The sequence below is a fragment of the Streptomyces sp. NPDC037013 genome (genome assembly GCF_055607265.1).
Genome location: NZ_JBVJRV010000004.1, coordinates 60860 through 84249, shown reverse-complemented (window position 1 = coordinate 84249; position 23390 = coordinate 60860). Strand labels below are relative to the sequence as shown.

Annotated in this window: 22 protein-coding genes; 9 read left to right on the top strand and 13 right to left on the bottom strand. The window is 72.4% G+C overall.

All coding sequences use genetic code 11. The annotated features are described in order from the left end of the window. The first annotated feature begins 109 nt into the window (after nucleotides 1-109). Nucleotides 110-1135 (top strand): LacI family DNA-binding transcriptional regulator, encoded by a 1026-nt coding sequence (locus ACZ7DY_RS14935; RefSeq protein ID WP_471134798.1) that lies wholly within the window; start codon nucleotides 110-112, stop codon nucleotides 1133-1135. 53 nt (nucleotides 1136-1188) lie between these two features. On the opposite strand, the gene ACZ7DY_RS14930 is transcribed toward ACZ7DY_RS14935, so the two are convergent. Then, nucleotides 1189-1953 (bottom strand): NAD(P)-binding domain-containing protein, encoded by a 765-nt coding sequence (locus ACZ7DY_RS14930; protein ID WP_471134795.1) that lies wholly within the window; start codon nucleotides 1951-1953, stop codon nucleotides 1189-1191. An 83-nt stretch (nucleotides 1954-2036) separates the two neighbouring features. Here ACZ7DY_RS14930 and ACZ7DY_RS14925 point away from each other — a divergent pair, with 83 nt between their 5' ends. Then, the gene (locus ACZ7DY_RS14925) at nucleotides 2037-3239 is read left to right on the top strand and encodes a CaiB/BaiF CoA transferase family protein (protein ID WP_471134793.1); all 1203 of its coding nucleotides are present in this window, start codon (nucleotides 2037-2039) and stop codon (nucleotides 3237-3239) included. After that, nucleotides 3236-4408, top strand: a complete 1173-nt coding sequence (locus ACZ7DY_RS14920) for an acyl-CoA dehydrogenase family protein (RefSeq protein ID WP_471134790.1) — start codon at nucleotides 3236-3238, stop codon at nucleotides 4406-4408. The genes ACZ7DY_RS14925 and ACZ7DY_RS14920 overlap by 4 nt, the downstream gene beginning before the upstream one ends. A gap of 15 nt (nucleotides 4409-4423) precedes the next feature. On the opposite strand, the gene ACZ7DY_RS14915 is transcribed toward ACZ7DY_RS14920, so the two are convergent. The 3 genes from ACZ7DY_RS14915 to ACZ7DY_RS14905 form a co-directional block, all read right to left on the bottom strand. Further along, a complete protein-coding gene (locus ACZ7DY_RS14915; protein WP_471134788.1) occupies nucleotides 4424-4990 on the bottom strand; it encodes a YbaK/EbsC family protein in 567 nt (188 codons plus the stop codon). A 61-nt stretch (nucleotides 4991-5051) separates the two neighbouring features. Then, the gene (locus ACZ7DY_RS14910; protein WP_471134785.1) at nucleotides 5052-5636 is read right to left on the bottom strand and encodes a helix-turn-helix domain-containing protein; all 585 of its coding nucleotides are present in this window, start codon (nucleotides 5634-5636) and stop codon (nucleotides 5052-5054) included. Nucleotides 5637-5810: 174 nt separating this feature from the next. Beyond that, nucleotides 5811-6548 (bottom strand): acyltransferase, encoded by a 738-nt coding sequence (locus ACZ7DY_RS14905; RefSeq protein WP_471134784.1) that lies wholly within the window; start codon nucleotides 6546-6548, stop codon nucleotides 5811-5813. Between the two features lie 143 nt (nucleotides 6549-6691). Here ACZ7DY_RS14905 and ACZ7DY_RS14900 point away from each other — a divergent pair, with 143 nt between their 5' ends. Continuing rightward, the gene (locus tag ACZ7DY_RS14900; protein WP_471134781.1) at nucleotides 6692-7225 is read left to right on the top strand and encodes a gamma carbonic anhydrase family protein; all 534 of its coding nucleotides are present in this window, start codon (nucleotides 6692-6694) and stop codon (nucleotides 7223-7225) included. 31 nt (nucleotides 7226-7256) lie between these two features. On the opposite strand, the gene ACZ7DY_RS14895 is transcribed toward ACZ7DY_RS14900, so the two are convergent. From ACZ7DY_RS14895 to ACZ7DY_RS14880, 4 genes are all read right to left on the bottom strand, one after another. After that, nucleotides 7257-7922: a DedA family protein gene (locus ACZ7DY_RS14895; RefSeq protein WP_471134778.1), complete on the bottom strand. Its 666-nt coding sequence runs from the start codon at nucleotides 7920-7922 to the stop codon at nucleotides 7257-7259. 87 nt (nucleotides 7923-8009) lie between these two features. After that, entirely contained in the window at nucleotides 8010-9653 is a 1644-nt protein-coding gene (locus ACZ7DY_RS14890) for a carboxylesterase/lipase family protein (RefSeq protein WP_471134776.1), read from the bottom strand. Continuing rightward, a complete protein-coding gene (locus tag ACZ7DY_RS14885; RefSeq protein WP_471134774.1) occupies nucleotides 9650-12136 on the bottom strand; it encodes a beta-glucosidase in 2487 nt (828 codons plus the stop codon). Before ACZ7DY_RS14885 ends, ACZ7DY_RS14890 begins: the two co-directional genes overlap by 4 nt. Before the next feature lie 260 nt (nucleotides 12137-12396). Further along, nucleotides 12397-12840: a DUF4442 domain-containing protein gene (locus ACZ7DY_RS14880; protein WP_471136653.1), complete on the bottom strand. Its 444-nt coding sequence runs from the start codon at nucleotides 12838-12840 to the stop codon at nucleotides 12397-12399. Between the two features lie 96 nt (nucleotides 12841-12936). Between ACZ7DY_RS14880 and ACZ7DY_RS14875 the strand changes: the two genes are divergently transcribed. The 4 genes from ACZ7DY_RS14875 to ACZ7DY_RS14860 all read left to right on the top strand — a co-directional run bounded on the left by ACZ7DY_RS14875 (nucleotide 12937) and on the right by ACZ7DY_RS14860 (nucleotide 17767). Next, a complete protein-coding gene (locus tag ACZ7DY_RS14875; protein ID WP_471134772.1) occupies nucleotides 12937-14010 on the top strand; it encodes a DUF8017 domain-containing protein in 1074 nt (357 codons plus the stop codon). 81 nt (nucleotides 14011-14091) lie between these two features. Next, complete coding sequence (locus tag ACZ7DY_RS14870; protein WP_471134770.1) at nucleotides 14092-15150, top strand: DUF8017 domain-containing protein; 1059 nt, start codon at nucleotides 14092-14094, stop codon at nucleotides 15148-15150. 110 nt (nucleotides 15151-15260) lie between these two features. Further along, nucleotides 15261-16340, top strand: coding sequence for a DUF8017 domain-containing protein (locus ACZ7DY_RS14865; RefSeq protein WP_471134767.1), 1080 nt, complete (start codon nucleotides 15261-15263; stop codon nucleotides 16338-16340). A gap of 110 nt (nucleotides 16341-16450) precedes the next feature. Further along, nucleotides 16451-17767 carry an MFS transporter gene (locus ACZ7DY_RS14860; protein WP_471134764.1) on the top strand — a complete coding sequence of 439 codons (1317 nt, stop codon included), beginning with the start codon at nucleotides 16451-16453 and terminating at the stop codon, nucleotides 17765-17767. On the opposite strand, the gene ACZ7DY_RS14855 is transcribed toward ACZ7DY_RS14860, so the two are convergent. From ACZ7DY_RS14855 to ACZ7DY_RS14840, 4 genes are all read right to left on the bottom strand, one after another. Further along, a complete protein-coding gene (locus tag ACZ7DY_RS14855; protein ID WP_471136651.1) occupies nucleotides 17729-18520 on the bottom strand; it encodes a spermidine synthase in 792 nt (263 codons plus the stop codon). The genes ACZ7DY_RS14860 and ACZ7DY_RS14855 overlap by 39 nt on opposite strands. Before the next feature lie 420 nt (nucleotides 18521-18940). Then, the gene (gene tuf / locus ACZ7DY_RS14850; RefSeq protein ID WP_471134762.1) at nucleotides 18941-20131 is read right to left on the bottom strand and encodes an elongation factor Tu; all 1191 of its coding nucleotides are present in this window, start codon (nucleotides 20129-20131) and stop codon (nucleotides 18941-18943) included. A 123-nt stretch (nucleotides 20132-20254) separates the two neighbouring features. Next, the gene (locus ACZ7DY_RS14845; RefSeq protein WP_471134759.1) at nucleotides 20255-20383 is read right to left on the bottom strand and encodes a hypothetical protein; all 129 of its coding nucleotides are present in this window, start codon (nucleotides 20381-20383) and stop codon (nucleotides 20255-20257) included. A gap of 122 nt (nucleotides 20384-20505) precedes the next feature. Beyond that, the gene (locus ACZ7DY_RS14840) at nucleotides 20506-21267 is read right to left on the bottom strand and encodes a DNA alkylation repair protein (RefSeq protein ID WP_471134756.1); all 762 of its coding nucleotides are present in this window, start codon (nucleotides 21265-21267) and stop codon (nucleotides 20506-20508) included. A 49-nt stretch (nucleotides 21268-21316) separates the two neighbouring features. Here ACZ7DY_RS14840 and ACZ7DY_RS14835 point away from each other — a divergent pair, with 49 nt between their 5' ends. After that, a complete protein-coding gene (locus ACZ7DY_RS14835; protein ID WP_471134753.1) occupies nucleotides 21317-22021 on the top strand; it encodes a TVP38/TMEM64 family protein in 705 nt (234 codons plus the stop codon). A 64-nt stretch (nucleotides 22022-22085) separates the two neighbouring features. Here ACZ7DY_RS14835 and ACZ7DY_RS14830 read toward each other — a convergent pair whose 3' ends face one another. Next, entirely contained in the window at nucleotides 22086-23255 is a 1170-nt protein-coding gene (locus tag ACZ7DY_RS14830; RefSeq protein ID WP_471136649.1) for a thiolase family protein, read from the bottom strand. Nucleotides 23256-23390: the final 135 nt, after the last annotated feature.

Here is a 23390-nt window from a genome sequence, read left to right as displayed (position 1 = left end):
CCCTGCCGAGTGGGCTGAATCCGGCTGCAAGACTCTTGCAAGACGGCACTTTCCGCAAGCTTTCAGGAGCGGTGTGCAATCCCTGCGATGACAGGTACAGTCCAGTGCCATGACCGCACGGCTTGTCGACATCGCAGCCCACGCGGGGGTCAGTGAAGCCACCGTGAGCCGCGTCCTCAACGGCAAGCCCGGGGTGGCCGCCGCCACCCGTGAGGCGGTGCTCGCCGCCCTCGACGTCCTCGGGTACGAACGCCCCGTACGGCTGCGGCGGCGCAGCGAGGGCCTCATCGGCCTCATCACGCCCGAGCTGGACAACCCGATCTTCCCGGCCTTCGCCCAGGTCATCGCGCAGGCGCTGACGCGCCAGGGGTACACCCCGGTGCTCGCGACACAGACCCCCGGCGGCTCCACCGAGGACGAACTCACCGAGATGCTGGTCGACCGCGGGGTCAGCGGCATCATCTTCGTCTCCGGCCTGCACGCCGACACCACCGCCGACATGGGGCGTTACGACACGCTGCGCGGCCAGGGCGTCCCCTACGTCCTGGTCAACGGCTTCTCCCCGCAGGTGGCCGCCCCGTTCGTCTCCACGGACGACCGCGCCGCCGTGCGCCTCGCCGTCACGCACCTGACGTCGCTCGGCCACACCCGGATCGGACTCGCGGTCGGCCCCAAGCGGTTCGTCCCCGTGGTCCGCAAGATCGAGGGCTTCCAGCTGGGACTCCAGGAGCATCTCGCCCTGAGCGTCGAGGAGTCGGCGGAGCTGGTCCAGCACTCCCTCTACACCCTGGAGGGCGGCCAGGCCGCGGCGACCACGCTCATCAACCGCGGCTGCACGGCCGTCGTCTGCGCCAGCGACATGATGGCGCTCGGCGCCATCCGGGCCGCCCGCGACCTGGGACTGTCCGTGCCCCGGGACATTTCCGTGGTCGGCTTCGACGACTCCCCGCTGATCGCGTTCACCGATCCGCCGCTGACCACGATCCGCCAGCCGGTGCAGGCGATGGGCCAGGCCGCGGTCCGGGCGCTGCTCGAGGAGATCGGCGGGACGCCCGCACCGAACGGGGAGTTCGTCTTCATGCCGGAGCTGGTGGTACGGGGCTCCACCGGTTCCGGGCGGCTCAAGCCGCAGTGAGCCACGGCCCCCGCGAGCGACGGGGCGGCGGGGCATCGGGGATGGTCCAGTCCCTACGTCAGGTCGGCGAGCAGCCCGTCGAGCGCCTTGCCGAGGGCGTCCGCGTTGGCCGGGTCGAACCAGGTGGTGCGGATGCGTTCGTTGCTGCCGTTCGGGGTCTCGTGGTCGGCGGCCAGCTGCCGCAGCGTACGGCTCTCGTCGCCCAGGGCGCGGCCGACGCCCTGGAAGAGCCCGCGGACGTAGCGGTCGGCGTCGTCGGCGGGGATGCCCTGGCCGGCGGCCCATGAGGTGAGGGTGGCGAGGTACCAGTAGTGGGCGGTCAGCGTTCCCGTCAGGGCGGAGAAGACGTTGAAGGCGTCCTCGTCGGCGACGGGGAGGGCTCCGCCCAGCCGCTCGAAGAAGGCGTCCGTCTCCGGGTGCGAGGGGTACACCACCGTGACGCAACGGCGTTCGCGTATGGACGGCAGAGGGATCGCCCGGACCAGGGGGGCGTCGGTGGCGAGCAGGCGGCGCAGCTCGGCGTCGGTGACCCCGGCCATCACGTTGACGACCACCTTGTCACCGTCCACCCGCAGACCGGCCAGGGCGTCGTGCCGGTCCTGCCGCCGTACGGCGATGAACACCAACTCGGCGCGGTCCACCACTTCCTGGTTGTCGGCGCACACCCGCACGCTCGGGTGGCGCTCGGCGAGCTCCGCGGCGGTGCGGGCGCCGCGCGGCGAGAGGAACACCTCGGGCGGCTCGTCGCCGCCGTCGCACAGGCCCTCCACCATGGCCCGGCCGATCTCGCCCACTCCGATGATGCCGATACGCTTCACTGGCTCTTCTCCCTGGTACGCGGTGTTGTCCCGGATCATGCCCCTTCATTGACGCACCCGGTGTTTGGCCGTACAAACGCCGCATGCCTCCACCCCCTCACCTGCCCCTCACCGGTATCACCGTCGTCAGCCTGGAGCAGGCCGTCGCCGCGCCGTTCGCCACCCGGCAGCTCGCCGACCTCGGGGCCCGGGTCATCAAGGTCGAGCGCCCCGGCGGCGGTGACTTCGCCCGCCGCTACGACACGACGGTGCACGGGCAGGCCAGCTATTTCGTCTGGCTCAACCGTTCCAAGGAGTCGCTCACGCTCGACCTCAAGTCGGCGCGTGGCAGGGAGATCCTGGAGCAACTCCTCGCGGAGGCCGATGTGTTCGTGCAGAACCTCGCCCCCGGCGCCGCCGACCGCATGGGTCTGGGCGCCGGAGAGCTGCAGGAACGCCACCCCTCCCTGATCCCCTGCACCGTCAGCGGCTACGGCACGGACGGGCCCTGGGCCGAGCGTAAGGCGTACGACCTGCTCGTGCAGTGCCAGACCGGGCTGCTCCAGCTCACCGGCACCCCGGACGAGGCCGCGCGCGCGGGCATCTCGGTGGCCGACATCGCAGGCGGCATGTATGCGTACAGCGGCATCCTCTCCGCGCTCTTCACGCGCGCGACGACCGGCCGCGCGCCCACCGTGGAGGTCTCCCTCTTCGACGCGCTCGCCGAGTGGATGGGCCAGCCCGCCTACTACACGCGCTACGGCGGCACCCAGCCGCCCCGCGTCGGCGCCCGGCACGCGACGGTCGCACCCTACGGCCCGTTCACCGCGGGCGACGGGAAGGACGTGCTGCTCTCCGTGCAGAACGAACGCGAATGGGCGGCGCTCTGCCGCGAGTTCCTCGGCCGCCCCGAGCTGACGGACGACCCGCGCTTCGCCACCGGGGCCGACCGGGTGGCGCACCGCGACGCCCTCGACACGATCATCTCCGTACGCTTCGGGGAACTCGGCAGCGAGGAGGCGATGGAGCTGCTCGACCGTACGGGGATCGCCAACGCCGGGGTCAACTCGGTCCACGACTTCCTGGCCCACCCCGTCCTCACCGAGCGCGGACGCTGGCGGGACATCCAGATCCCCGGGACCGAGGAGCCCGTGCAGGCCCTGCTGCCGCCCGCCGTCCTCTCCGGGGTGACGCCGCGCATGGACCCGGTGCCGGAGGCGGGCGAGCACACGCGGGCCATCCTCGCCGAGCTCGGCCACGGACCTGACGACATCGCCCGGCTGTGCGAGGACGGGGTCTGCCGGTGAGCGCCCTCGACGGCCTGCCGGCCGAGGAGCGGCTGGTCGTCAGGACCGTCCGGGACTTCGTCGACCGCCGGGTGAGGCCCGTCGCCAGGGAGCTGGAGCACTCCGACACCTACCCCGAAGACCTCATCGAGGGGATGAAGGAGCTCGGCGTCTTCGGCCTCGCCGTCCCCGAGGAGTTCGGCGGAAACCCCGTCTCCACGCCCTGCTTCGTCCTGGTCACCGAGGAGCTCGCACGCGGCTGGATGAGCCTGGCGGGAGCGATGGGCGGCCACACGGTCGTCACCAAGCTGCTGGTGCACCACGGCACCCCCGAGCAGCGGAGCCGCTGGCTGCCCCGCATGGCCACCGGAGAGGTGCGGGCCACGATGGCGCTGACCGAACCGGACGGCGGCTCGGACCTGCAGGCCCTGAGCACGGTGGCGCGCCGCTCCGAGGACGGCTCCGCATACGTCGTCCACGGCGCTAAGACGTGGATCACCAACTCCCGGCGCTCCCAGCTGATCGCGCTGCTCTGCAAGACGGACCCGGACGCCGAGCCACGCCACCGCGGCATCTCGGTCCTGCTCGTCGAGCACGGGCCCGGCCTGACCGTCTCACGCGACCTGCCGAAGCTCGGTTACAAGGGCGTGGAGAGCTGCGAGCTGTCCTTCGACGGCTACCGCGCCCCGGCGACCGCGCTGCTCGGCGGCGTGGAGGGCAAGGGGTTCGGGCAGATGATGCGGGGCCTGGAGACGGGGCGGCTGCAGGTCGCGGCCCGCGCGCTCGGGGTGGGGCGCGCCGCGTTCGAGGACGCGCTGCGCTACGCCCGGCAGCGCGAGTCGTTCGGCGTGCCGATCTGGCGGCACCAGTCCATCGGCAACTACCTGGCGGACATGGCCACTTCGCTCACCGCGGCGCGCCAGCTCACCCTGTACGCCGCCCGCGAGGCCGACGCGGGACGCCGGGTGGACATGGAGGCGGGGATGGCCAAGCTCTTCGCTTCGGAGACGGCCATGCGCGTCGCCCTGGACGCGGTCCGCATCCATGGCGGCCACGGGTACTCCACGGAGTTCGACGTCGAACGCTACTTCCGCGACGCGCCGTTGATGCTCGTCGGCGAGGGCACCAACGAGATCCAGCGCAATGTGATCGCACGTCAGCTGGTGGAGCGGGGCGGCATGGAGGAGTGAGCGCGGAGCACCCGATCAGCCCTCGACAGGCACTCCAAGCCCCTCGATGACGACGGCGTTCGGCAGAGCCGCCAGCGCCTTGCCCGGGACGATGAGTTTGCCGCGTCGGCTGCCGCTGCCCACCAGGACGTGGGGCAGGTCCGTCACGGCGGCGTCGATCAGCAGCGGCCAGGCGGCCGGCAGCCCGATCGGCGTGATGCCGCCGTACTCCATGCCCGTCTGGCCGGTGGCCGTCTCCATGGGGGCGAACGAGGCCTTGCGCGCGCCGAGTTGGCGGCGCACCGCGCCGTTGACGTCGACGCGCGTACCGGAGAGGACGACGCACGCGGCGAGGGTGGTCTCGCCGCCGCGCTTGCCCGCGACGACGACGCAGTTGGCGGACTGGGCGAGAAGCTCGGGACCGTAGTGCTCCAGGAAGGTGGCGGTGTCGGCCCACTCCGGCGCGGTGTCGACGTGGATCAGCTCGGCGGCCGGGACGGCTCCGCTCCAGGCGCGTACGGCGTCCGCGACGGGCGGCACGAGCAGGTGCAGGGCTTCGGGAGCGGGGCTGACGACGTCGAAATCACCGAGGGGAGCACGCATGGCGGCACGGTAACAGGCGCCTGGGGCGCGGGGATCCGGCAGCCGCGGGATCCGGCGACCGTCAGTGGGAGGCGGCGTGGGCCGGCGGCACCGAGACCGACATCGTCATCTCGACGGGTTCGGCGCCCCGGTTGTGGTAGCCGTGCGGGACGTTCGCCTCGAACGTGGCCGCCGTCCCCGCGGGCACGGCGTGCTCGGCGCCGTCCACGACGAGCGTCAGCTCTCCGCGGACGACGTGCAGCAGCTCGACGGTGCCCGCCGGATGCGCGTCGGAGTCGCTGCCGTCGCCGGGCATCAGATGCCAGGACCACAGCTCGAACGGTCCGCGCGCCTCGGTCCCCACCAGCAGCGTGGTGCTGCTCCCGCTCTCCGTGGACCACATGCGCACCGCCTGCTCCGGCGGCACGATCCGGACGTGCGAACCCTGCTCGCGGTCGAGGAGGGTGGTGATGCCGATGCCCAGCGCGTCGGCGATCTTCACGGTGATGCCGACGCTCGGGTTGGTCCTGGCCTGCTCGATCTGGATGATCATGCCGCGGCTCACGCCCGCGCGGGCCGCGAGGGCGTCGAGGGTGAAGCCCCGTTCGTTGCGGTACCGCTTGAGGTTGCGCGCGAGCGACTGGGTCAGCTGATCGAGGTCCGACACATTCCCGTCCAAATTCCGGATGACAGAGGTCACGATACTGAACCGAGCCGCACCGCGGTGCACGTGATCATCCCAGATGGTCCAACACGCTGTACCGCGAGGTCGGCCCGCGCCGGTTCCGCGTCGAGCCCGTCCGGGCCCGGCGGCGAGGCATCCGGTGGGGCCGGGCGCCCCTCACCCCTCGCCCAACTCCCCCAGGGCGATGAGCTGTTCCGGCGTGACCCCGTCGGGTATCGGCACCGGCGCGGGGGTCCGCAGCGGCGGCTGCCAGCCGTGGTCGGCGTCCCAGGTGCGTACGACCCGGGCCGGCGCCCCCGCCACCACCGCGTGGTCGGGGACCTCACCCCGGACGACGGCGCCGGCGGCGACCACCACGTTGCGGCCGATCCGGGCGCCGGGCAGGATCACGGCGCCCGTCCCTATCCAGCAGCCGGAGCCGATCTCGACGGGGTCCATGCGGGGCCACTGCTTGCCGATGGGCGTGTGCGGGTCGTCGTAGGAGTGGTTGGTGGACGTCACGTACACGTACGGGCCGAAGTAGCAGTCGTCGCCGATCGAGACCGTCGTGTCCGCGATGACGTGGCTGCCGCGGCCGAGCACGACGCCGTTGCCGATGCACAGGATCGGCTCGGGTCCGAGGTCGAGGTCCGGCATCATGCCGGCGGTGAGCGTGACGTGCTGGCCGACGATGCAGTGGTCGCCGATCCTGATCCACGGCTCGCCGAAGACCGTGCCCTGCGGGAAGGCGAGCTTCGTGCCTTCGCCGATCGCGCCGAACCGCAGCCGCCCGGGGTGCGCGGCGGTCACCGCGCCCGTGCGCTGCACCCACTCCCAGCCCGCGTGGACGGCGCGCTGCGCCAGGCGGCGCGGCGCGGCGGCGAGGGATGAGAACGTGTTCCTGTTCTTCGGCACGCGCTCACGTTACTCAGTGCCCCGGTGCCCCGCAGGCCCACGGCCTGTGATCTTCACCCCACACGGCGGCGCCCGTACCCCCGTCCCGTACCGTGCCGTCAGGCGCGACACCACGTAGCAGCACGGAAAGAGGGAGCGAGTCGATGGGCCACGAGCCACTCATCACCGGCATCGGCGGCAAGGACCCGAAGATCGATCAGGACGCCTTCACCGCTCCGACCTCCGTCGTGATCGGAGAGGTGACCCTGCACGCCGGTGCGAGCACCTGGTACGGCGCGGTGCTGCGGGCCGACTGCGGCCCCATCGTCGTGGGCACCGACAGCAACATCCAGGACAACTGCAGCCTGCACGTCGACCCCGGCTTCCCGATCACGATCGGCGAGCGCGTCTCCGTCGGCCACAACGCCGTCCTGCACGGCTGCACCGTCGAGGACGACTCCTTGATCGGCATGGGCGCCACCGTCCTCAACGGCGCGGTCATCGGCGCCGGCTCCCTGGTGGCCGCCCAGGCCCTGGTGCCGCAGGGGATGCGGGTGCCGCCGGGGTCGCTCGTCGCCGGGGTGCCCGCCAAGGTGCGCAGGCCGCTCACCGACGAGGAGCGCGAGGGCATCACCCTCAACGGCACGATGTACGTGGAACTGGCCAAGGCCCACCGCGACGCGCACGCCACGGAGTGACCGGGGCCGGGGCCGGTCCCGGTCCCGTCGTTCAGTCGGCGGCGGGCACCGGTGCCGGGTCGGCCGCCGTCGCCCCGGCGGCCTCCATCTCGGCCGCCGCCTTCTTCGCCCGGCGCTTGACGAACAGCATCGATCCGACGCCGATCAGCACGGCGATGCCGAGTCCCACGTACGAGAAGCGCTTGAGCCAGTCCTCGGCGACCACGCCGATGTAGTAGATGACGGCGGTGGTGCCGCCGGCCCAGATGATGCCGCCGAGGACGTTGGCGATCAGGAACTTCCAGTACGGCATGCGCAGGACGCCCGCGAGCGGACCCGCGAAGATGCGCAGCAGCGCGATGAAGCGGCCGAAGAAGACCGCCCACATGCCCCACTTCTGGAAGGACCGCTCGGCGGTCGCCACGTTCGCGGCGCCGAAGTGCTTGGGGAACTTCCGTTCCAGCCAGGCGAGCAGCGGCCGGCCGCCCTTGCGGCCGATGGCGTACCCGATGGAGTCGCCGACGATGGCACCCACGGTGGCGCACGCCCCGAGGATCACCGGGTTGAGGTCACCGTGCTGGGAGGAGAGCAGCGCCGCGGAGACCAGGACGATCTCACCGGGCAGCGGAATGCCCAGGCTCTCCAGTCCGATGACGAGGCCCACCAGCGCGTAGATGCTGACGGCTGGTACCTGCTCCAGCCACTCCTGAACGTGCAACGCCGGTTCCTCCCGTGGTCCAAGTGTGTGTGCCCGGCGTGCGCTCCCCCCACGGTCGCGCACGCCGGGCAGCCTACCCGCAGGGGCTCATCCGGCCGGAACGGCGTCCCAGAGCCCGCACCGGTGCTCGGCGTGCACGATGGTGCTGATCGTGGTCCCGCCCGCCGACGCGGTGCGCAGGGAGAGGACCCGGCCGGGCCGGGTGCGCTGGTCGGGCGCGTCGGGGCCGCCGTCGGCGCGCGGCACCCCGGTGCGGATGAAGGAGCCCCAGTAGCCGACCATCTGGCGGGCCAGCGCCCGCTGTCCGGCGTCGAACGGCGAGGTGAGGCCGAAGTGCTTGAAGAGGTACTGCACTTCGTTGACGTGGGTCGCGCCGAAGTCGAAGTCCGTGTGGAGCTCGCGCAGTGACGCGAAGGGCGGCGAGGTGCGGTCCGCGAACTCGTACGCGTAGACGGGGCCGCGGCCCGCGAGCGCCCGGTCCATGCGCAGCGCCGTGCAGGCGAACATCCGGTCGCCGGTCGCCGCCGCGTAGGCGTGCGTGGGCGAGGCGTACTCCGCGAGCGGGTACGTCTTCAAAACGCGGCGGCCGAGCTCGGGGCCGTACGCCTCGGTGAGCGCCGCCGGGTACCGCTCGGCGGTGAGCGGCTCGCCCCGTCCGTCGAACTGCCCGAAGGCGAAGAGCCGGCCCTCGTCGCTGTTGGCGCCGTTCAGCACGGGTACGCGTGCCGCGCCGCCCTTCCGGTACGCCTCCGCGGGCTGCACCGGCAGGAACGCGCCGCCCACGACCGGTCCCCAGTCGACGTCCGACTGGGCGGCGAGGATGTCCGCAGCCGGTTTGCGGCGCAGACAGGCGAGCGCGGTCCGTGGCTCCGGGCAGCCGGCCTTCTTCGCGAAGGCCGTGCCGTCGCCGACCGCCTGGCGGTGTCCACGGCCCGCGCAGTCGCCGTACGCTCCGCTCTCCACGATGCCCGCGCGGAACAGGCCGCGGGCGGTCGGTGAGGCGAGCAGGGTGCAGACGGAGCGACCACCGGCGGATTCGCCCGCGATCGTCACGCGGCCCGAGTCACCGCCGAAGCCGCCGATGTTGGCGCGCACCCAGCGCAGCGCGGCCTGCTGGTCGAGCACCCCGTAGTTGCCGGATACGCCGTCGGACGCCTCGTCGTCGAGGCCGCCGGTGGCGAGGAAACCCATGGCGCCGAGGCGGTAGTTGACGGTCACGACGACGGTGCCGGTCTGCCGGGCGAAGGCGTCGGGCACGATGTCGTCGCCCGCGCCGGCGACCAGTCCGCCCCCGTGCAGCCACACCATCACGGGACGGTGCGCGGTCCGCCCCTTCGGTGTGTAGACGTTGAGGTCGAGGCAGTCCTCGGTGTGGCTGGGGTTCTCATAGCCGGGGTCCCAACTCGCGGACTGCACGCAGTGGTTGCCGAACTCCGTGGCCCGTCGCACGCCGCGCCAGGCCTGCGCGGGGCGCGGCTCCTTCCACCGCAGGCGCCCGACGGGTTGCCGGGCGTAGGGGATGCCGAGGAACTGCCGCCCCTCGGCGGTGGTTTCGCCGCGGAGCCAGCCCGTGTCCGTGCGTACGAGGGTGCTGTCGCCCCCGGGGTCGCTCCCTGCCTGGGCGGGGAGCGGCACGAGGGCGGCCGCGGCGGCCGCCGCGAGGACGGCGGCGGCCGACACGGCGCGGCGTATCCGCCCTCCCCTCCCCCTGCCGCCGCTTCGGCGGTTCATGAGCGGCCTCCCTTGATGACGGTGGTGCCGGAGAGGACGAGCTCGCGCGCCGATGTGCCCACGTGGACGGTGCGCCGGCCGGTGCCGCGCACCCAGTCGTGGCGTGCGATGTCCCACGCCGACAGGGCCCGCGCGTCGACGTGGACGGTGACGCGCCGCCGTTCGCCCGCCCGCAGCGCGAGCCGCCGGTAGCCGGCGAGTGCCCGCTCGGCCTGCGTCAGCGGCAGGTCGGGCGAGGGTCCGAGGTACACCTGCGCGACGGTGATGCCGTCCCGCCTGCCGGTGTTGCGCACGGTGAAGGTCACGTCCACGCCCCGGCCCGAGGTGCGGACGGACAGGTCGCGGTAGGCGAAGGTGGTGTACGAGAGGCCGTGCCCGAAGGGGAAGAGCGGCCGCACCCCTTCGGCGTCGTACCAGCGGTAGCCGACGTGGATGCCCTCCGAGTACTCCTCGACGCCGTCTACGCCCGGGTAGCGGCGCGGGTCGCCCGCCATCGGGTGGTGGTCGTCGTCGACCGGGAAGGACTGGGTGAGCCGGCCGCCGGGGTCGCAGTCGCCGAACAGGACGGCGGCGGTGGCGGCCGCGCCCTCCTGGCCGGGGTAGTACATCTGCAGCACGGCGGCGGTGCGCTCCAGCCACGGCATGGAGGTGGCCGACGAGGTGTTGAGGACCACGGTGGTACGCGGGTTGGCGGCGGTCACCGCTCTGATCAGCGCCTCCTGGTGGCCGGGGAGGGCGACGGTCGTGCGGTCCTGGCCCTCGGTGGCGTCCTCGTACGCGAAGAGGATCACGCCGTGCGCGGCGCGCGCCGTGCGGACCGCCTGGGCGACGTCCGCGGCGCGGGTGGCGCCGGTGACGCGCCGGAGCCGGAAGACCTGGCCCTTGTCGCCGCCCTTCGCGGTGATCTTCAGCCGGTGCCCGTCCGGGGTCAGCCGCAGCGTCGCGCGGCGCACGTTGAGCCCGTCGGGTGCGGTGGAGACGAGGCCGCCCGAGAAGTACTCGCCGACGCCCGGCAGTGTCGGGTACAGCTCGGTGCCGTCCAGCTCGACCTTGGGGCGGTCGCCGGAGTAGTGGATGACGAGCGTCCACTCGTCCGGCTCGTCGGGCGTCAGCGTCCCCTCGTACGTCCACTTCTTGCCCGCGGCGACCTGCTGGCCCTCCGTGGCGAGACCGGGGGTGAGCAGGTGCCGCGGAATGGCCTTGCCGTAGAGGTCCTCCCCCAGCGCGTACTTGACGTCGGCGTGGCGTCCGGCGCGGGCGGTGATGGCGTCGAGCGGGCTGTCCGCCCGGTCGGGGACGACATGGGCGCTGCCGCCGCCGCTGACGAACGGGTGGCGGCCCGTGGGTCCGATGACGGCGAGGTCGCGGGCGGCGCGGCCGGTCAGCGGCAGGGCGTGGTGCTTGTTCCGCAGTAGGGTGGCACCCGCCTTGGCGACTTCCAGGGCGACGGCCGCACCCCGCTCGGGGTCGCGTCGCGGACGCCGGGGCGCGCTGCCGTCGAGCAGTCCGAAACGGTCCATGACGCCGAGGATCCGGCGCACCGAGCGGTCGACCTGCGCCTCGGGGACGCTGCCGTTCCTGACGGCCCTCTTCAGGGCGGCCCCGAAGTAGGCGTCGTCGGGCATCTCCATGTCGAGGCCGGCGGCGAGGGCGGCGGCGGTGCTGTGCTGGGCGAACCAGTCGGTCATCACCCATCCGTCGAAGCCCCAGCGCTCGCGCAGGATGTCGCTGAGCAGCGTCTTGTTCTCGCAGGCGAAGGTGCCGTTGACCTTGTTGTACGCGCCCATGACGGCGCCGGTGCCGGCGGCGACGGCCGCCTCGAAGCCCCGTAGCTCCGTCTCGTGCATGGTCCGCTCGTCGGCGCGCACGTCGATCGACATGCGGTCCTTCTCCTGGTTGTTCAGGGCGAAGTGCTTGACGGTCGCGATGAGGCCCTCGTCCTGAATGCCCTTGATCTCCGCGGACACCATGTCGGCGGCGAGCAGCGGGTCCTCGCCGAAGGTCTCGAAGTTGCGGCCCGCGTACGGGGTGCGGATGAGGTTGACCATCGGCGAGAGCAGCACGTCCTGCTCGAGGGCGCGCCCCTCGCGGCCGATGACCTGGCCGTAGCGGCGGGCCAGGGCCGGGTCGAAGGCGGAGGCGAGCAGGACGGGGGCGGGCAGGGCGGTGGCGCGGGCCGCGACGCGGACGCCCGCGGGGCCGTCGGCGAGCCGCAGCGGCGGGATCCCCAGGCGCGGCACCCCGGGGACGTACCCCGCCTGGCCGAGGCTCTTCGGGTCGGTCGCGCCGTGCAGCAGGGAGATCTTCTCGTCGAGCGTCAGCTTCCCGACGAGGGATTCGACGCGCGGGCCCGCGCCGGGCCCCTGTCTGGTGCGGGCGGCCGTGTGCGAGGGCACCGCCACACCGGCGGTGGCCGCGGCGGCCACGGAGATCGCACCGCCGACCAGCCTGAGAGCTGACCGCCGGGACACGGAGTCGGACATGAGCCGTCACTTCCTTCTGTGCCTTGTGCGCGAAACACGACTGTGCGAAGCGAAGCGTGTACACGTGCCAATGGCGGGTCGACGTTCGCCCTTTGAACGCACTATGCGACAGAGCGGAGTTGATACACCGTTAGGCACCGGGTGTGGCGGCGGGAAAACTATGGCCGTGGATGACTCGTGTCAATAAGTTGAACAAGAAGCGAAACGGAAACGGGCCGGGCGCGCATCGCTGCGCGTCCGGCCCGTTCGCGTGCCGAGGTTCAGCTGGGGTTGTTGGGCCGCAGCGTCCAGACGACCGTCATCTCGCCGGTCACGGTGCCGTCCTCGCGCCGGATCTCGACGGCGACCGGGAACTCGGGGCGCTTGCCCGCGTCGAGGTCGGCAACCACATCGGCGGCCGGGCGGCCGAGCGTCGCGGTGGCCGTCACGGGGCCCATCGCCAGCTTCTTGTACGCGATCTCGGCGCTGACGGCGAGCGGCACGGCCCGCGAGAGCTCCGCCCCGAACGCGGCGAGGACGATGGCGCCGCTCGCCGACTCGCCCAGCGTGAACATGGCGCCGGCGTGCGGGCCGCCGACGTGGTTGTGGTAGTCGCTCTGGTCGGGCAGGGCGACCACGGCCCTGTCCGGCGCGGTCTCCCGGAACTCGAGGTTCAGGGTCCGGGCCATCGGAACCGTGGCGGCGAGCATCTCGCCGATCGACATCTGGTCTGCGCTCATGGCCGCGATGTTACCCACGGGTAGCGTTCCTTGGCCAGGGCCATCCGCCCTGTGGATCACCGTCGCCTATGGTTGACGCCCATGTGGCAAGGACAGCAGCCGCCCGGGGGCGAGCAGAACCAGCGGGACCAGGGGCCGGGGCAGAATCAGGGTCCGGGTCAGGGGCAACCCCAGGGGGTCGGACCGGGGCAGAACCCGTACCACCAGCCCGGGTACCAGCAGTCGCAGCCGCAGCCCGGCCCCTACGGGCAGCAGGCACCGTGGAACGCGCCGACCATGCCCGGCGGCGGCCCGCAGCACCCGGCACCCGAGCCGCCGCGCGGCGGCGACGGCAGCGGCAACGGGAGCGGGGGTGGCAACCGCAATCGGACCCGGCTGATCGCCCTGATCGCCGCGGGCGCCGTCGTGGTGGCCGCGGGTGTCACCGGAGCACTCCTTCTCGGCGGCGACAAGGACGACTCCGCGAAGCCGGACCCGACGGCCTCCGGCTCGCCGTCGCCGAGCCGCTCCGACGACGCGAACGCACGTACCGGGGACGGCGTGCCCGAGCCGACCGTGCCCGGCTGGAAGGTCGTCGTGAACCCCAAGCGCGGCCTCGCCTTCGACGTGCCCGCCGAGTGGACCCTGGAGTCGCGGGACTGGGCCGGCGGAGTCGTCGACGCCAAGGACGCCGATGACGAGACGGCCGATTTCCTCGTCGCGTACGCCGCCCCCGCCTACTTCAAGGAGAAGTGGTGCGTGAGCGACGACGACCGGGACGGCACCGAGGACGAGACGGCGCTGGCGGCCGCGGGCACCCGGGGCAACCGGGGAGCCAGGAGCACCGAGGAGATCGCGCGGCACGACGCGACCAACTGGGTCTACGGCGCGTACACCCAGCCGGACCGGAAGAAGGTCACCACCGGTCCGACGGAGACGTACACCACGAAGTCGGGCATCAAGGGCAGCCTGGTGAGCGCGAGTTCGTCCGGTGCCGACAAACGGGACAAGTGCGACTCGGACGGCAAGGCGACGGTGTTCGCCTTCAAGGACTCCGGGGGCGAATTCGTCTCCTGGTCGCTGCACGGCGCGAAGGGCGTCAAGGGCGAACTCCCGGACGCCACGGTGAAGAAGATCCTGGCGACGGTGCGCGAGTACCGGGTCTCCGAGGACTGAGCGGGCGCGCCGGACGGCCGGGCCGCCCCCTCGCGGGGGCGGCTGCGATCGTGCGTGATCATCCCCGTATCGTTGCCCGCCATGTGGCCAGGAGAGCAGCCGCCCGGGGGCGAGCAGAACCCGCAGGACCAGAGTCAGAACCCGTACCGGCAGCCGGGGTACCAGCAGCCGAACCCCTACCAGCAGCCGAACCCTTATCAGCAGCAGGGACATCAGGCACCCGGCCCCCACGGCCAGCCGGTGCCGCCCGGCGGGCAGGCGCACTGGAACGCCCCGACCGCGCCGGTCGGCGGGCCGCAGGCGCCCGGCCCGGGCGGCGGCCGGAGCGGCGGCAAGCGGAAGGTCGTGCCGCTGGTGGCGGCCGCCGCCGTGGTCGTGGCCGCCGGTGTGACGGGGTTCCTGCTCCTGGCCGACCGTGGTGACGACGGAGGCGGCAAGGACACCGCGGCCGGCTCCCCCGCGGCGACGGGCTCCCGCAAGCCGGACCCGACGGCCGGTTCACCCGACGGTGACGGCGGGCGCGGGGCGGACGCCGCCCTGAAGCCGACCATCAAGGGCTGGCACGTCGTGGTGAACCCCAAGTGGGGCACCGCCTTCGACGTGCCGCCGGAGTGGCAGGTGAGGGACCCCGACACGGCGCTCGCCTTCGAGGACCACAAGACCGGCAAGCCGCTGATGACCATGTCGGCCCCCGCGTACCTGCGGCCCGCGTGGTGCGTCGACGACGAGGACAAGGACGGCAGGACCGAGGACCACGAACTCGCCGCCGCGGGCACCAAGGGCGCCCAGGGCGCGAAGAACACCGCCGAGGTCGCGGTCAACCAGGTCGGCTGGTGGGTCTACGCCGGATACACCCAGCCGGACAAGAAGAGCTTCACCAACGACGACGAGGCCGAGCCGTACACCACCAGGTCGGGGCTGAAGGGCAGCATCGCCCGCGCCCGGTCCGAGGGCACCCCCCAGCGGGGCAAGTGCGCGTCGGACGGCAAGGCGATCACCTTCGGCTTCAAGAACTCCGCCGGTGATTACGTCTCGTGGAACCTCTACGGCGCCAGGGGCGTGCCCGGCGAGATACCCGAGAAGACGGTGATGAAGATCCTCAGCACCGTGCGCACCCACGGGGAACCGACGGAATCCTGACGGCTTCCCCCGTTTTCTCCCCGGCTTCCGTGCACCAGCTCTGTCACCGTGCGCGCCCCGCGGGGGGCGCGCATGGCACCGGACCCCCGGCCCCTCTATGGTTACTGGCCATGTGGCCAGAAAACCAGCCGCCCGGGGGCGAGCAGAACCCGCAGGACCAGAGTCAGAACCCGTATCAGCAGCCGGGGTACCAGCAGCCGAACCCGTATCAGCAGCCGGGGTACCAGCAGCCGCAGCCGGGATACCAGCAGCCTGCGGGGGGCTACCAGCAACCGCACTCGGGCGCCTTCTCGCAGCCCGAGCAGCCGCAGTGGGCGGCGCCCACGCCGCCGCCCATGCCGCAGCCGAGCGGCGGCGGCCAGGGCGGCGGCGACGGCAGGAAGACGAAGATCACCGCCATCGTGGCCTCGCTCGCCGTGCTGGCGGCGGCCGGTGTCACCGGCTTCCTCGTCTTCGGCGGCGACAAGGACAAGGACGACCAGGCGGGTCCGGCGAAGCCCGCGAAGTCCGTCTCCAAGAAGCCGAGCCCGTCGCCCAGTGACGACGGGAACGAGCGCGGCGAGGGCGGCGAGGACAAGCCGACGATCCCCGGCTGGCAGGTCGTGGTGAACCCCAAGTGGGGCACCGCCTTCGACGTACCCGCCGACTGGAAGGTCGAGACGCCGGACACCCTCATCGGGTTCGACGACCGCAAGGACGAGGGCTCGAAGTCGATCATCATCATGTCCGCGCCCGCGGTCTACAAAGAGAAGTGGTGCACGTCCGACGACGACAAGGACGGCGAGAAGGACGACACCTCGCTCGCCGCGGTCGGCACCAAGGGCCAGAACGGCGCCAAGAACACCAAGGACGTGGCGCGCAACGACTCGGCCTGGTGGGTCTTCGGCGGCTACACCGAGCAGACGAAGGCCGACAAGAAGAAGATCAAGATCAGCAAGGTCGAGGACTACACCACCAAGTCCGGTGTGAAGGGCAGCCTCGCCACGTCGACGACGTCCGGCGCCGCCACCTCGGCCAAGTGCGACTCCGAGGGCAAGGCCACGACATTCGCCTTCAAGAACGAGGCCGGTGAGTACGTGGCCTGGACCCTGTACGGCGCCAAGGGCGTGAAGGAAGAGGTCTCCGACGCCACGGTGAAGAAGATCCTCAGCACGGTCCGGTGGAGCGAGGCCGCCTCCGAGGGCTCCTGAGCCACCGGTTCTCCGGGCCCGACGGAACCGCCGGAGCACGCCTTGCCGTCCGGCGCCCACCGGGACAAAACGGTTTGTCATGCCTGCCGTCCGCCGGGGATAGTCCCCCGGTGACCACTGCCACCCCCGCACCGCGCCACCGCCCCTCCTGGGCGGGCCGCAACTACACACTGCTGACCGCCGCCGCGATCGTGACGAACCTCGGAAGCCACGGGGCGTTGATCGCGGCGGCGTTCGCCGTTCTCGACGCGGGCGGCGACGGCGGGGACGTCGGTCTCGTGGCCGCCGCCCGCACCCTGCCGCTCGTCCTGTTCCTGCTCATCGGCGGGGCGGTCGCCGACCGGCTGCCGCGGCACCACGTCATGGTCGCGGCCAACGCCCTCAACTGCGTCTCGCAGGCGGCCTTCGCCGTGCTCGTCATCGCGGGCGAGCCGCGGCTGTGGCAGATGATGCTGCTCACCGGCCTCGGCGGCGTCGGCCAGGCCTTCTTCGGGCCCGCCGCCGAAGGCATGCTGATGTCGTCGGTCAGCGGCGAACAGGCCGGCCGCGCGTTCGCCGTCTACCGCATGGCGATGCAGGGCGCGGGGCTCGGCGGGGCCGCGCTGGGCGGCGTGCTGGTCGCGGTGATCGGCCCCGGCTGGGTGCTGGCCGTGGACGCCGTGGCGTTCGCGGTCGCGGGGGCGCTGCGGTCGCTCCTGGACGTCAGCCACATCCCGGAGCGCGCGCCCGGCGAGGGGCTCATCGCCGATCTGCGGGACGGCTGGCGGGAGTTCACCGGGCGGCCCTGGCTCTGGTCGATCGTGGCGCAGTTCTCGGTGGTGGTGGCGGTGGTCGGTGCCGCCGAGTCGGTCTACGGGCCGCTGGTGGCGCGCGACGAGCTGGGCGGCGCGGCGCCGTGGGGCCTCGCGCTCGGGGCGTTCGGCGCGGGCACGGTGTGCGGCGCGTTCCTGATGACCCGGTGGAAGCCGCGGCGGCTGCTGCTCGCCGGCACCCTCTGCGTCTTCCCGCTGGCGGCGCCCTCGGCGGCGCTCGCCGTGCCGCTGCCGGTCACCGGTCTCGCCGCGGTCATGTTCGTCAGCGGAGTGGCGATCGAGGTGTTCGGCGTCGCCTGGATGACCGCCATGCACCAGGAGATCCCGGAGGAGAAGCTGTCGCGCGTCTCCGCCTACGACTGGTTCGGCTCGGTCGCGATGGTCCCGCTGGCCACCGCGCTCGCCGGTCCGGCCGAGTCGGCGTTCGGCAGGACCGCGTCGCTGTGGGGGTGTGCCGTGCTGGTGGTGCTGGTGACGGCGGCGGTCCTCTTCGTCCCCGACGTACGCAATCTGACCCGGCGCACGGCGGAGGTGGCGGTGTCGGCGAAGCCCGTCCCGCGCGGCGCCGCCGACCCGTCACCCGATGGAGAAGGCGCCGTCGGGCGGCTCGGGTGAGGCCACCGCGTCCTCGTCGCGCACCGGCTTCGCGTCGCCGATGAGGCGCCGCAGCGCCTCGCCGTGTTCGACCCGGGCGGGAAAGGCGTCGGACGCCGTGCGGCGGGCCAGCGCCCCGACGTCGATGGGGCGGTGCGCGGCGATCAGCACGGCGTTGCCGAAGCGGCGCCCGCGCAGCACGGACGGCTCGGCGATCAGCGCGAGCTCCCCGAAGACCTCGGCGAACGTGGCCAGTTGGGAGCGGAGGAAGGTGAAGGGCGCGCCGTCGGCGACGTTCGCCAGGTAGTACCCGTCCGCGCGCAGGACCCGTTCGGCGGTCCGCGCGTACGCGACCGTGGTGAGGTGGGCGGGGACGCGTGAGCCGCCGAAGACGTCGGCGACGATGATGTCCGCGCTGTCGTCCGACGCCGATTCCAGCCACTGTCTGGCGTCCGCGCCGTGCACGTCGACACCGCTCGCGTCGGCCAACGGCAGCCGCTCGGTGACGAGCCGGAGCAGTCCGCGGTCCGCCTCGACGACGTGCTGGCGGGAGCCGGGCCGGGTGGCGGTGACGTAGCGGGGCAGGGTGAGCGCTCCCCCGCCGAGGTGGATGACGTCGAGACGGTCGCCCGGTTCGGCGGCCGCGTCCAGCACGTGCGCCAGCCTGCGGGCGTACTCGAACTCCAGGTGGGCGGGGTCGTCCAGGTCGACGTACGACTGCGGGGCGCCGTCGACCGTGAGCAGCCAGGCGCGCGACCGGTCGATGTCGGGCATGAGCTTGGCGGTGCCGTGATCGACCTCCCTGATCACCGGAACCGGTTCCTCCGCGCCACCTCCCTGCCCCTCTGCGCCCTCGCCGCCACCAGGGACATCCGCCCCGGCCCCACCCTCGAACTCGTCCTCGTCCACGCCGTCCATTGTGCCCGCCGGGCCATTGCTTCCGGTTTGCCCGTTGCCCTTCGGCCTGATCCGGGCCTGCTCTGGGCCTGATTCGAGCCTGCTCCGGCCGCCGTACGGCTGGGAGGGCGTACGTACGACTCCACGCGCCACGCCACCGTGGCCCGCGGCGGGAACTTGGCCCCTGATCTGCCCCCTCCGATCTGCCCTCCCCGGATTCGACCCGCCCCCCGACCCGCCCGTGGGCTTTCGCCGGGGGGGCGGGTCGGGAGCGGTCCGGGCGGACGCTGCGGCCCGTCAGGCGACCCCCGTCACGGTGCCCGCGCCGACCGTGCGGCCGCCCTCGCGGATCGCGAAGCCGAGGCCCGTCTCCAACGGCACGTCACGGCCGAGTTCGACGGTCATCGTGACCGTGTCGCCGGGGCGGGCCACGCCGGCCTCGCCGAGGTCGACGTCACCGACCACGTCCGCGGTGCGGATGTAGAACTGCGGCCGGTACCCGGTGGCGATCGGCGTCCTGCGACCGCCTTCGCGCGCCGAGAGGACGTACACCTGCGCGGTGAAGCGCCGTCGCGGCACGACGCTGCCGGGCGCCGCGACGACGTGGCCGCGGCGTACGGCGTCGCGGGGCAGGCCGCGCAGCAGCAACGCCACGTTGTCGCCCGCCTGCGCCTCCGCCATCGGCTTGCCGAAGGTCTCCAGGCCGGTGACCACCGTCTCCGCCTGGGCGCCGAGCACCTCCACGCGGTCCCCGACGCGGACGGTACCGCGCTCCACGGCGCCGGTGACGACGGTGCCGCGGCCGGTGATGGTGAGGACGTTCTCGACGGGCAGCAGGAACGGCGCGTCGAGGTACCGCTCGGGCATCGGCACATACGTGTCCACCGCGTCCAGCAGCGCCTCGATCGCCGACGTCCACCGCGGGTCGCCCTCCAGCGCCTTGAGCCCCGATACCCGTACGACGGGGACGGAGTCGCCCCCGTACCCGTGCTCGGAGAGCAGGTCGCGGACCTCGAGCTCGACGAGGTCGGCCAGCTCGGAGTCCTCGCCGTCCTCGACCGCGTCGGCCTTGTTGAGGGCGACGACGATGTGGTCGACGCCGACCTGGCGGGCGAGCAGCACATGCTCGGCGGTCTGCGGCATGATCCCGTCGAGCGCCGACACGACGAGGATCGCGCCGTCGAGCTGGGCCGCGCCGGTGACCATGTTCTTCACGTAGTCCGCGTGGCCCGGCATGTCCACGTGCGCGTAGTGGCGGGTGTCCGTCTCGTACTCGACGTGCGCGATGTTGATGGTGATGCCGCGCTGCGCCTCCTCGGGGGCGCGGTCGATGCGGTCGAAGGAGACGTACTGCGTGCCACCGCCGGTGCCGCGCTCGCTGAGGACCTTGGTGATGGCGGCGGTGAGCGTGGTCTTGCCGTGGTCGACGTGGCCCATGGTGCCGATGTTCAGGTGCGGTTTCGTGCGGACGTAAGCCGTCTTGGGCATGGTGGTTCCTTCTCCGGAACTCGAAGCTGCTGTCCCGTGCCCGCGGTGGACGCGGTCGGGACGGGGACCCCGGGGCCGAACCGACCCTCCCCCTGCGGGGTCCGCCGGAATGTCCGGGGAGGGTCAGCTTCGGGCGCCGTCGAAGGCGGCGGTTGCGAGGGCGATGTCTGCGAGGACGGTGTCCGTGGGGACGGCAGCCTTCGCGACGCCCGCGACCGCGGGCGTTGCTGCGAGGAAGGCGTACCGGAACATGGGACAGATCCTCACGGATCGAACGACCCGCGTCGAATGATTTTCCCTCGAGGGACCGGGGCGTTTCGGCGCCGCAAGGACGCGTCAGTCCTGCGGGGCCGCGTCAGTCCTGCGGGGTCGCCTCAGCACTTCGGAGAATCGTCGGCGCTCCGGAGGTTCTTCAGCGCTTCCCGTGCCGAGAGCGGCGACAGCCTGTGGCGCTCGCGCGCCACGAAGGCGCGTACGGCCTCCGGATCGGTCTTGGCGTACTCCCGCAGGCACCAGCCGATCGCCTTGCGGATGAAGAAGTCCGGATGCCCCGACGTGCGCAGACAGTAGGCGAAGAGGCGCTCCGTGTCGGTGTTCTCCTTGTGGCGAAGCTGGTGGAGGAGGGCCGTGCGGGCCACCCACACGTCCTCGTCCGCGATCCAGGTGTCCATGACCGACCGTAGGGCCGGGTCGGCCGCCACCAGGCCCCCCACGACATGGGCGGCGAGCAGGTCGACGGTGTCCCACCACGCGTGCGTCGTCACGAGGTGCCGCGCGACCGGCAGGAAGCCGGACGAGCAGCGCCGCACATGGCGACGGAGGTAGTCGACGGCGAAATAGTGGTACTCGCGCTCGGGCAGGGCCCAGCAGCGCAGCGCGATCGCCGTGCAGTCCGTCTCGTCGGGGCGCGGGGTGCCGGCGAGGACCGCGCGGGAGAGGTCGCGGCGGACCGGTGAGGTCAGCCCGAGGAAGGGGGCGATGTCCTTCATATACGTCTTCATCTGCGCGGCCCGCCCCGGATCGGCCGCCTCCGTATAGCTGGTGACGAGCCGTCCGATGACGGTGTCCGCCAGGTCGCTGCCCGGCGCTCCGCCCGGCCCACCGCTCGGCCCCCCGCCCGGAACTGTGACGCTCATGAGACGCACCATACGGCGATCAGATACCTCTGCCGGTTACTCTTCCCGGATGTTCGAGACCGCCACCGCCCGTCCGCAGGGCTTCGTCGTGCGCTGCGCCAGGGTCCTTCTGTCGCCGTGGTCGCGGCTGTCCCTGCTCGTGGTGCTGCTGGCCGCGGCCGCCACCTGTGTGCTGCTCTTCGAGCCGCAGCGGCTCCTCTCCGACGGGTGGCCCGCCCAGGTGGGCGGGGCCACGGCCGTGGCTCTGTTCGCCGTGGCCTACGGGGCGTGCACGGCCGCGTTCGTGCCGCGGCCGCTGCTCAATCTGGCGGCGGGCGCGCTGTTCGGCTCGCAGGCGGGTCTCGCCGCGGCGATCGCCGGCACCGTCTTCGGCGCCGGGATCGCCTTCGGGCTCGGCCGGATGCTGGGCCAGGACGCGTTGCGGCCTCTGCTGCGGGGCCGCTGGCTGAAGGCCGCGGACGGACAGCTCAGCCGGCACGGTTTCCGGTCGATGCTGGCGGTGCGGCTCTTCCCCGGGGTGCCGTTCGCCGCGGCCAACTACTGCGCGGCGGTCTCCCGCATGGGCTGGCTGCCGTTCCTGGTCGCCACCGGTCTGGGGTCCATACCGAACACGGCCGCGTATGTCATCGCGGGCGCGCGTGCCTCCACCCCGACGTCCCCCGTCTTCCTGATCGCGATGGGGTTCATCGCGGTGACGGGGCTGGGCGGGGCGGCTGTGGCGTGGTTCAAGCGCCACCACTTCCGCGACCGCTGAGACCCTCTCTTTCCCCTCACCTCCCTCCCCTCCCCCTCCGCCGCCCGGTGCCGCACGAACCGCGCTACAGCGCTTCGAGGACCGTGGCGTTGGCGAGTCCGCCCGCCTCGCACATCGTCTGCAGCGCGTACCGCGCGCCGCGGACCCGCATCGCGTGCACGAGTGTGGTCATCAGGCGGGTGCCGCTGGCGCCGAGCGGGTGGCCGAGGGCGATGGCGCCGCCGTGCACGTTGACCTTCTCCGGGTCGGCGCCGGTCTCCTGCAACCAGGCGAGGACGACGCTCGCGAAGGCCTCGTTGACCTCGAAGAGGTCGATGTCGTCCAGGGAGAGCCCGGCCCTGCGCAGCACCTTCTCGGTGGCGGGCAGGACGCCCGTGAGCATGAGGAGCGGGTCGGAGCCGGTGACGGCGAAGCTGTGCAGCCTGGCGAGCGGGCGCAGGCCAAGGCGCGCGGCGTTCTCGCCGGTGGTGATGAGGACTGCGGACGCACCGTCGTTGAGGGGGCTCGAATTGCCCGCCGTGACGGACCAGTCGATCTGCGGGAAGCGCTCGCCGAAGTGCGGGTCGTAGTAGGCGGGCTTGAGACCCGCGAGGACATCGGGGGTGGTGGCGGGTCGTACGGACTCGTCGCGCGTCAGGCCCGCGATCGGCGCGGTCTCGGCGTCGAAGAGGCCGGCGTCCCAGGCGCGCGCGGCCCGCTGGTGCGAGGTGGTCGCGAAGGCGTCCATCCGCTCGCGCCCGATGGACCACTTGGCGGCGATGAGTTCGGCGCTGATGCCCTGCGGGACCAGCCCTTCCGGGTAGCGTCCCGCGACGCCCGGTCCGAAGGGGTCGGCACCCTCGGGCACGTTCGACCACATCGGTACGCGGCTCATCGACTCGACCCCGCAGGCGACGACCATGTCGTACGCGCCGGACATGACGCCCTGCGCCGCGAAGTGCACGGCCTGCTGGGAGGAGCCGCACTGCCGGTCGACGGTGGTCGCGGGCACGGACTCGGGGAAGCCGGCCGACAGGACGGCGTAGCGGGTGGTGTTCATGGCCTGCTCGCCGACCTGGTCGACGGTGCCGCCGATCACGTCGTCGATCCCGGCCGGGTCGATGCCGGCGCGTTCGATGAGGGTGCGCAGGGTCTGGGCGAGGAGTTCGACCGGGTGGACGGCGGCGAGCGCGCCCTGGGGCTTGCCCTTGCCGACCGGGGTGCGTACGGCTTCGACGATGACGGCGTCACGCATGGTGCGGGCCTCTCTCGACTTCTTGACCGGATCGACGACTTGAGCGACGTCGACCACTCCGACTACTGGCGAGTAGGAAATCCAAACTCACCATAGCCCGGTGAGTTGGAAAATCAAACCCTCTGGGCCCGTCCC

Excerpts from the sequence above, each read along its gene's own strand:
- ACZ7DY_RS14935 (WP_471134798.1), top strand. The coding sequence starts at position 110 with ATGACCGCACGGCTTGTCGACATCGCAGCCCACGCGGGGGTCAGTGAA.
- ACZ7DY_RS14925 (WP_471134793.1), top strand. The coding sequence starts at position 2,037 with ATGCCTCCACCCCCTCACCTGCCCCTCACCGGTATCACCGTCGTCAGC.
- ACZ7DY_RS14915 (WP_471134788.1), bottom strand. The coding sequence starts at position 4,990 with ATGCGTGCTCCCCTCGGTGATTTCGACGTCGTCAGCCCCGCTCCCGAA.
- ACZ7DY_RS14900 (WP_471134781.1), top strand. The coding sequence starts at position 6,692 with ATGGGCCACGAGCCACTCATCACCGGCATCGGCGGCAAGGACCCGAAG.
- ACZ7DY_RS14890 (WP_471134776.1), bottom strand. The coding sequence starts at position 9,653 with ATGAACCGCCGAAGCGGCGGCAGGGGGAGGGGAGGGCGGATACGCCGC.
- ACZ7DY_RS14885 (WP_471134774.1), bottom strand. The coding sequence starts at position 12,136 with ATGTCCGACTCCGTGTCCCGGCGGTCAGCTCTCAGGCTGGTCGGCGGT.
- ACZ7DY_RS14880 (WP_471136653.1), bottom strand. The coding sequence starts at position 12,840 with ATGTCGATCGGCGAGATGCTCGCCGCCACGGTTCCGATGGCCCGGACC.
- ACZ7DY_RS14875 (WP_471134772.1), top strand. The coding sequence starts at position 12,937 with ATGTGGCAAGGACAGCAGCCGCCCGGGGGCGAGCAGAACCAGCGGGAC.
- ACZ7DY_RS14870 (WP_471134770.1), top strand. The coding sequence starts at position 14,092 with ATGTGGCCAGGAGAGCAGCCGCCCGGGGGCGAGCAGAACCCGCAGGAC.
- ACZ7DY_RS14865 (WP_471134767.1), top strand. The coding sequence starts at position 15,261 with ATGTGGCCAGAAAACCAGCCGCCCGGGGGCGAGCAGAACCCGCAGGAC.
- ACZ7DY_RS14855 (WP_471136651.1), bottom strand. The coding sequence starts at position 18,520 with ATGCCCGACATCGACCGGTCGCGCGCCTGGCTGCTCACGGTCGACGGC.
- tuf (WP_471134762.1), bottom strand. The coding sequence starts at position 20,131 with ATGCCCAAGACGGCTTACGTCCGCACGAAACCGCACCTGAACATCGGC.
- ACZ7DY_RS14845 (WP_471134759.1), bottom strand. The coding sequence starts at position 20,383 with ATGTTCCGGTACGCCTTCCTCGCAGCAACGCCCGCGGTCGCGGGCGTC.
- ACZ7DY_RS14840 (WP_471134756.1), bottom strand. The coding sequence starts at position 21,267 with ATGAGCGTCACAGTTCCGGGCGGGGGGCCGAGCGGTGGGCCGGGCGGA.
- ACZ7DY_RS14835 (WP_471134753.1), top strand. The coding sequence starts at position 21,317 with ATGTTCGAGACCGCCACCGCCCGTCCGCAGGGCTTCGTCGTGCGCTGC.
- ACZ7DY_RS14830 (WP_471136649.1), bottom strand. The coding sequence starts at position 23,255 with ATGCGTGACGCCGTCATCGTCGAAGCCGTACGCACCCCGGTCGGCAAG.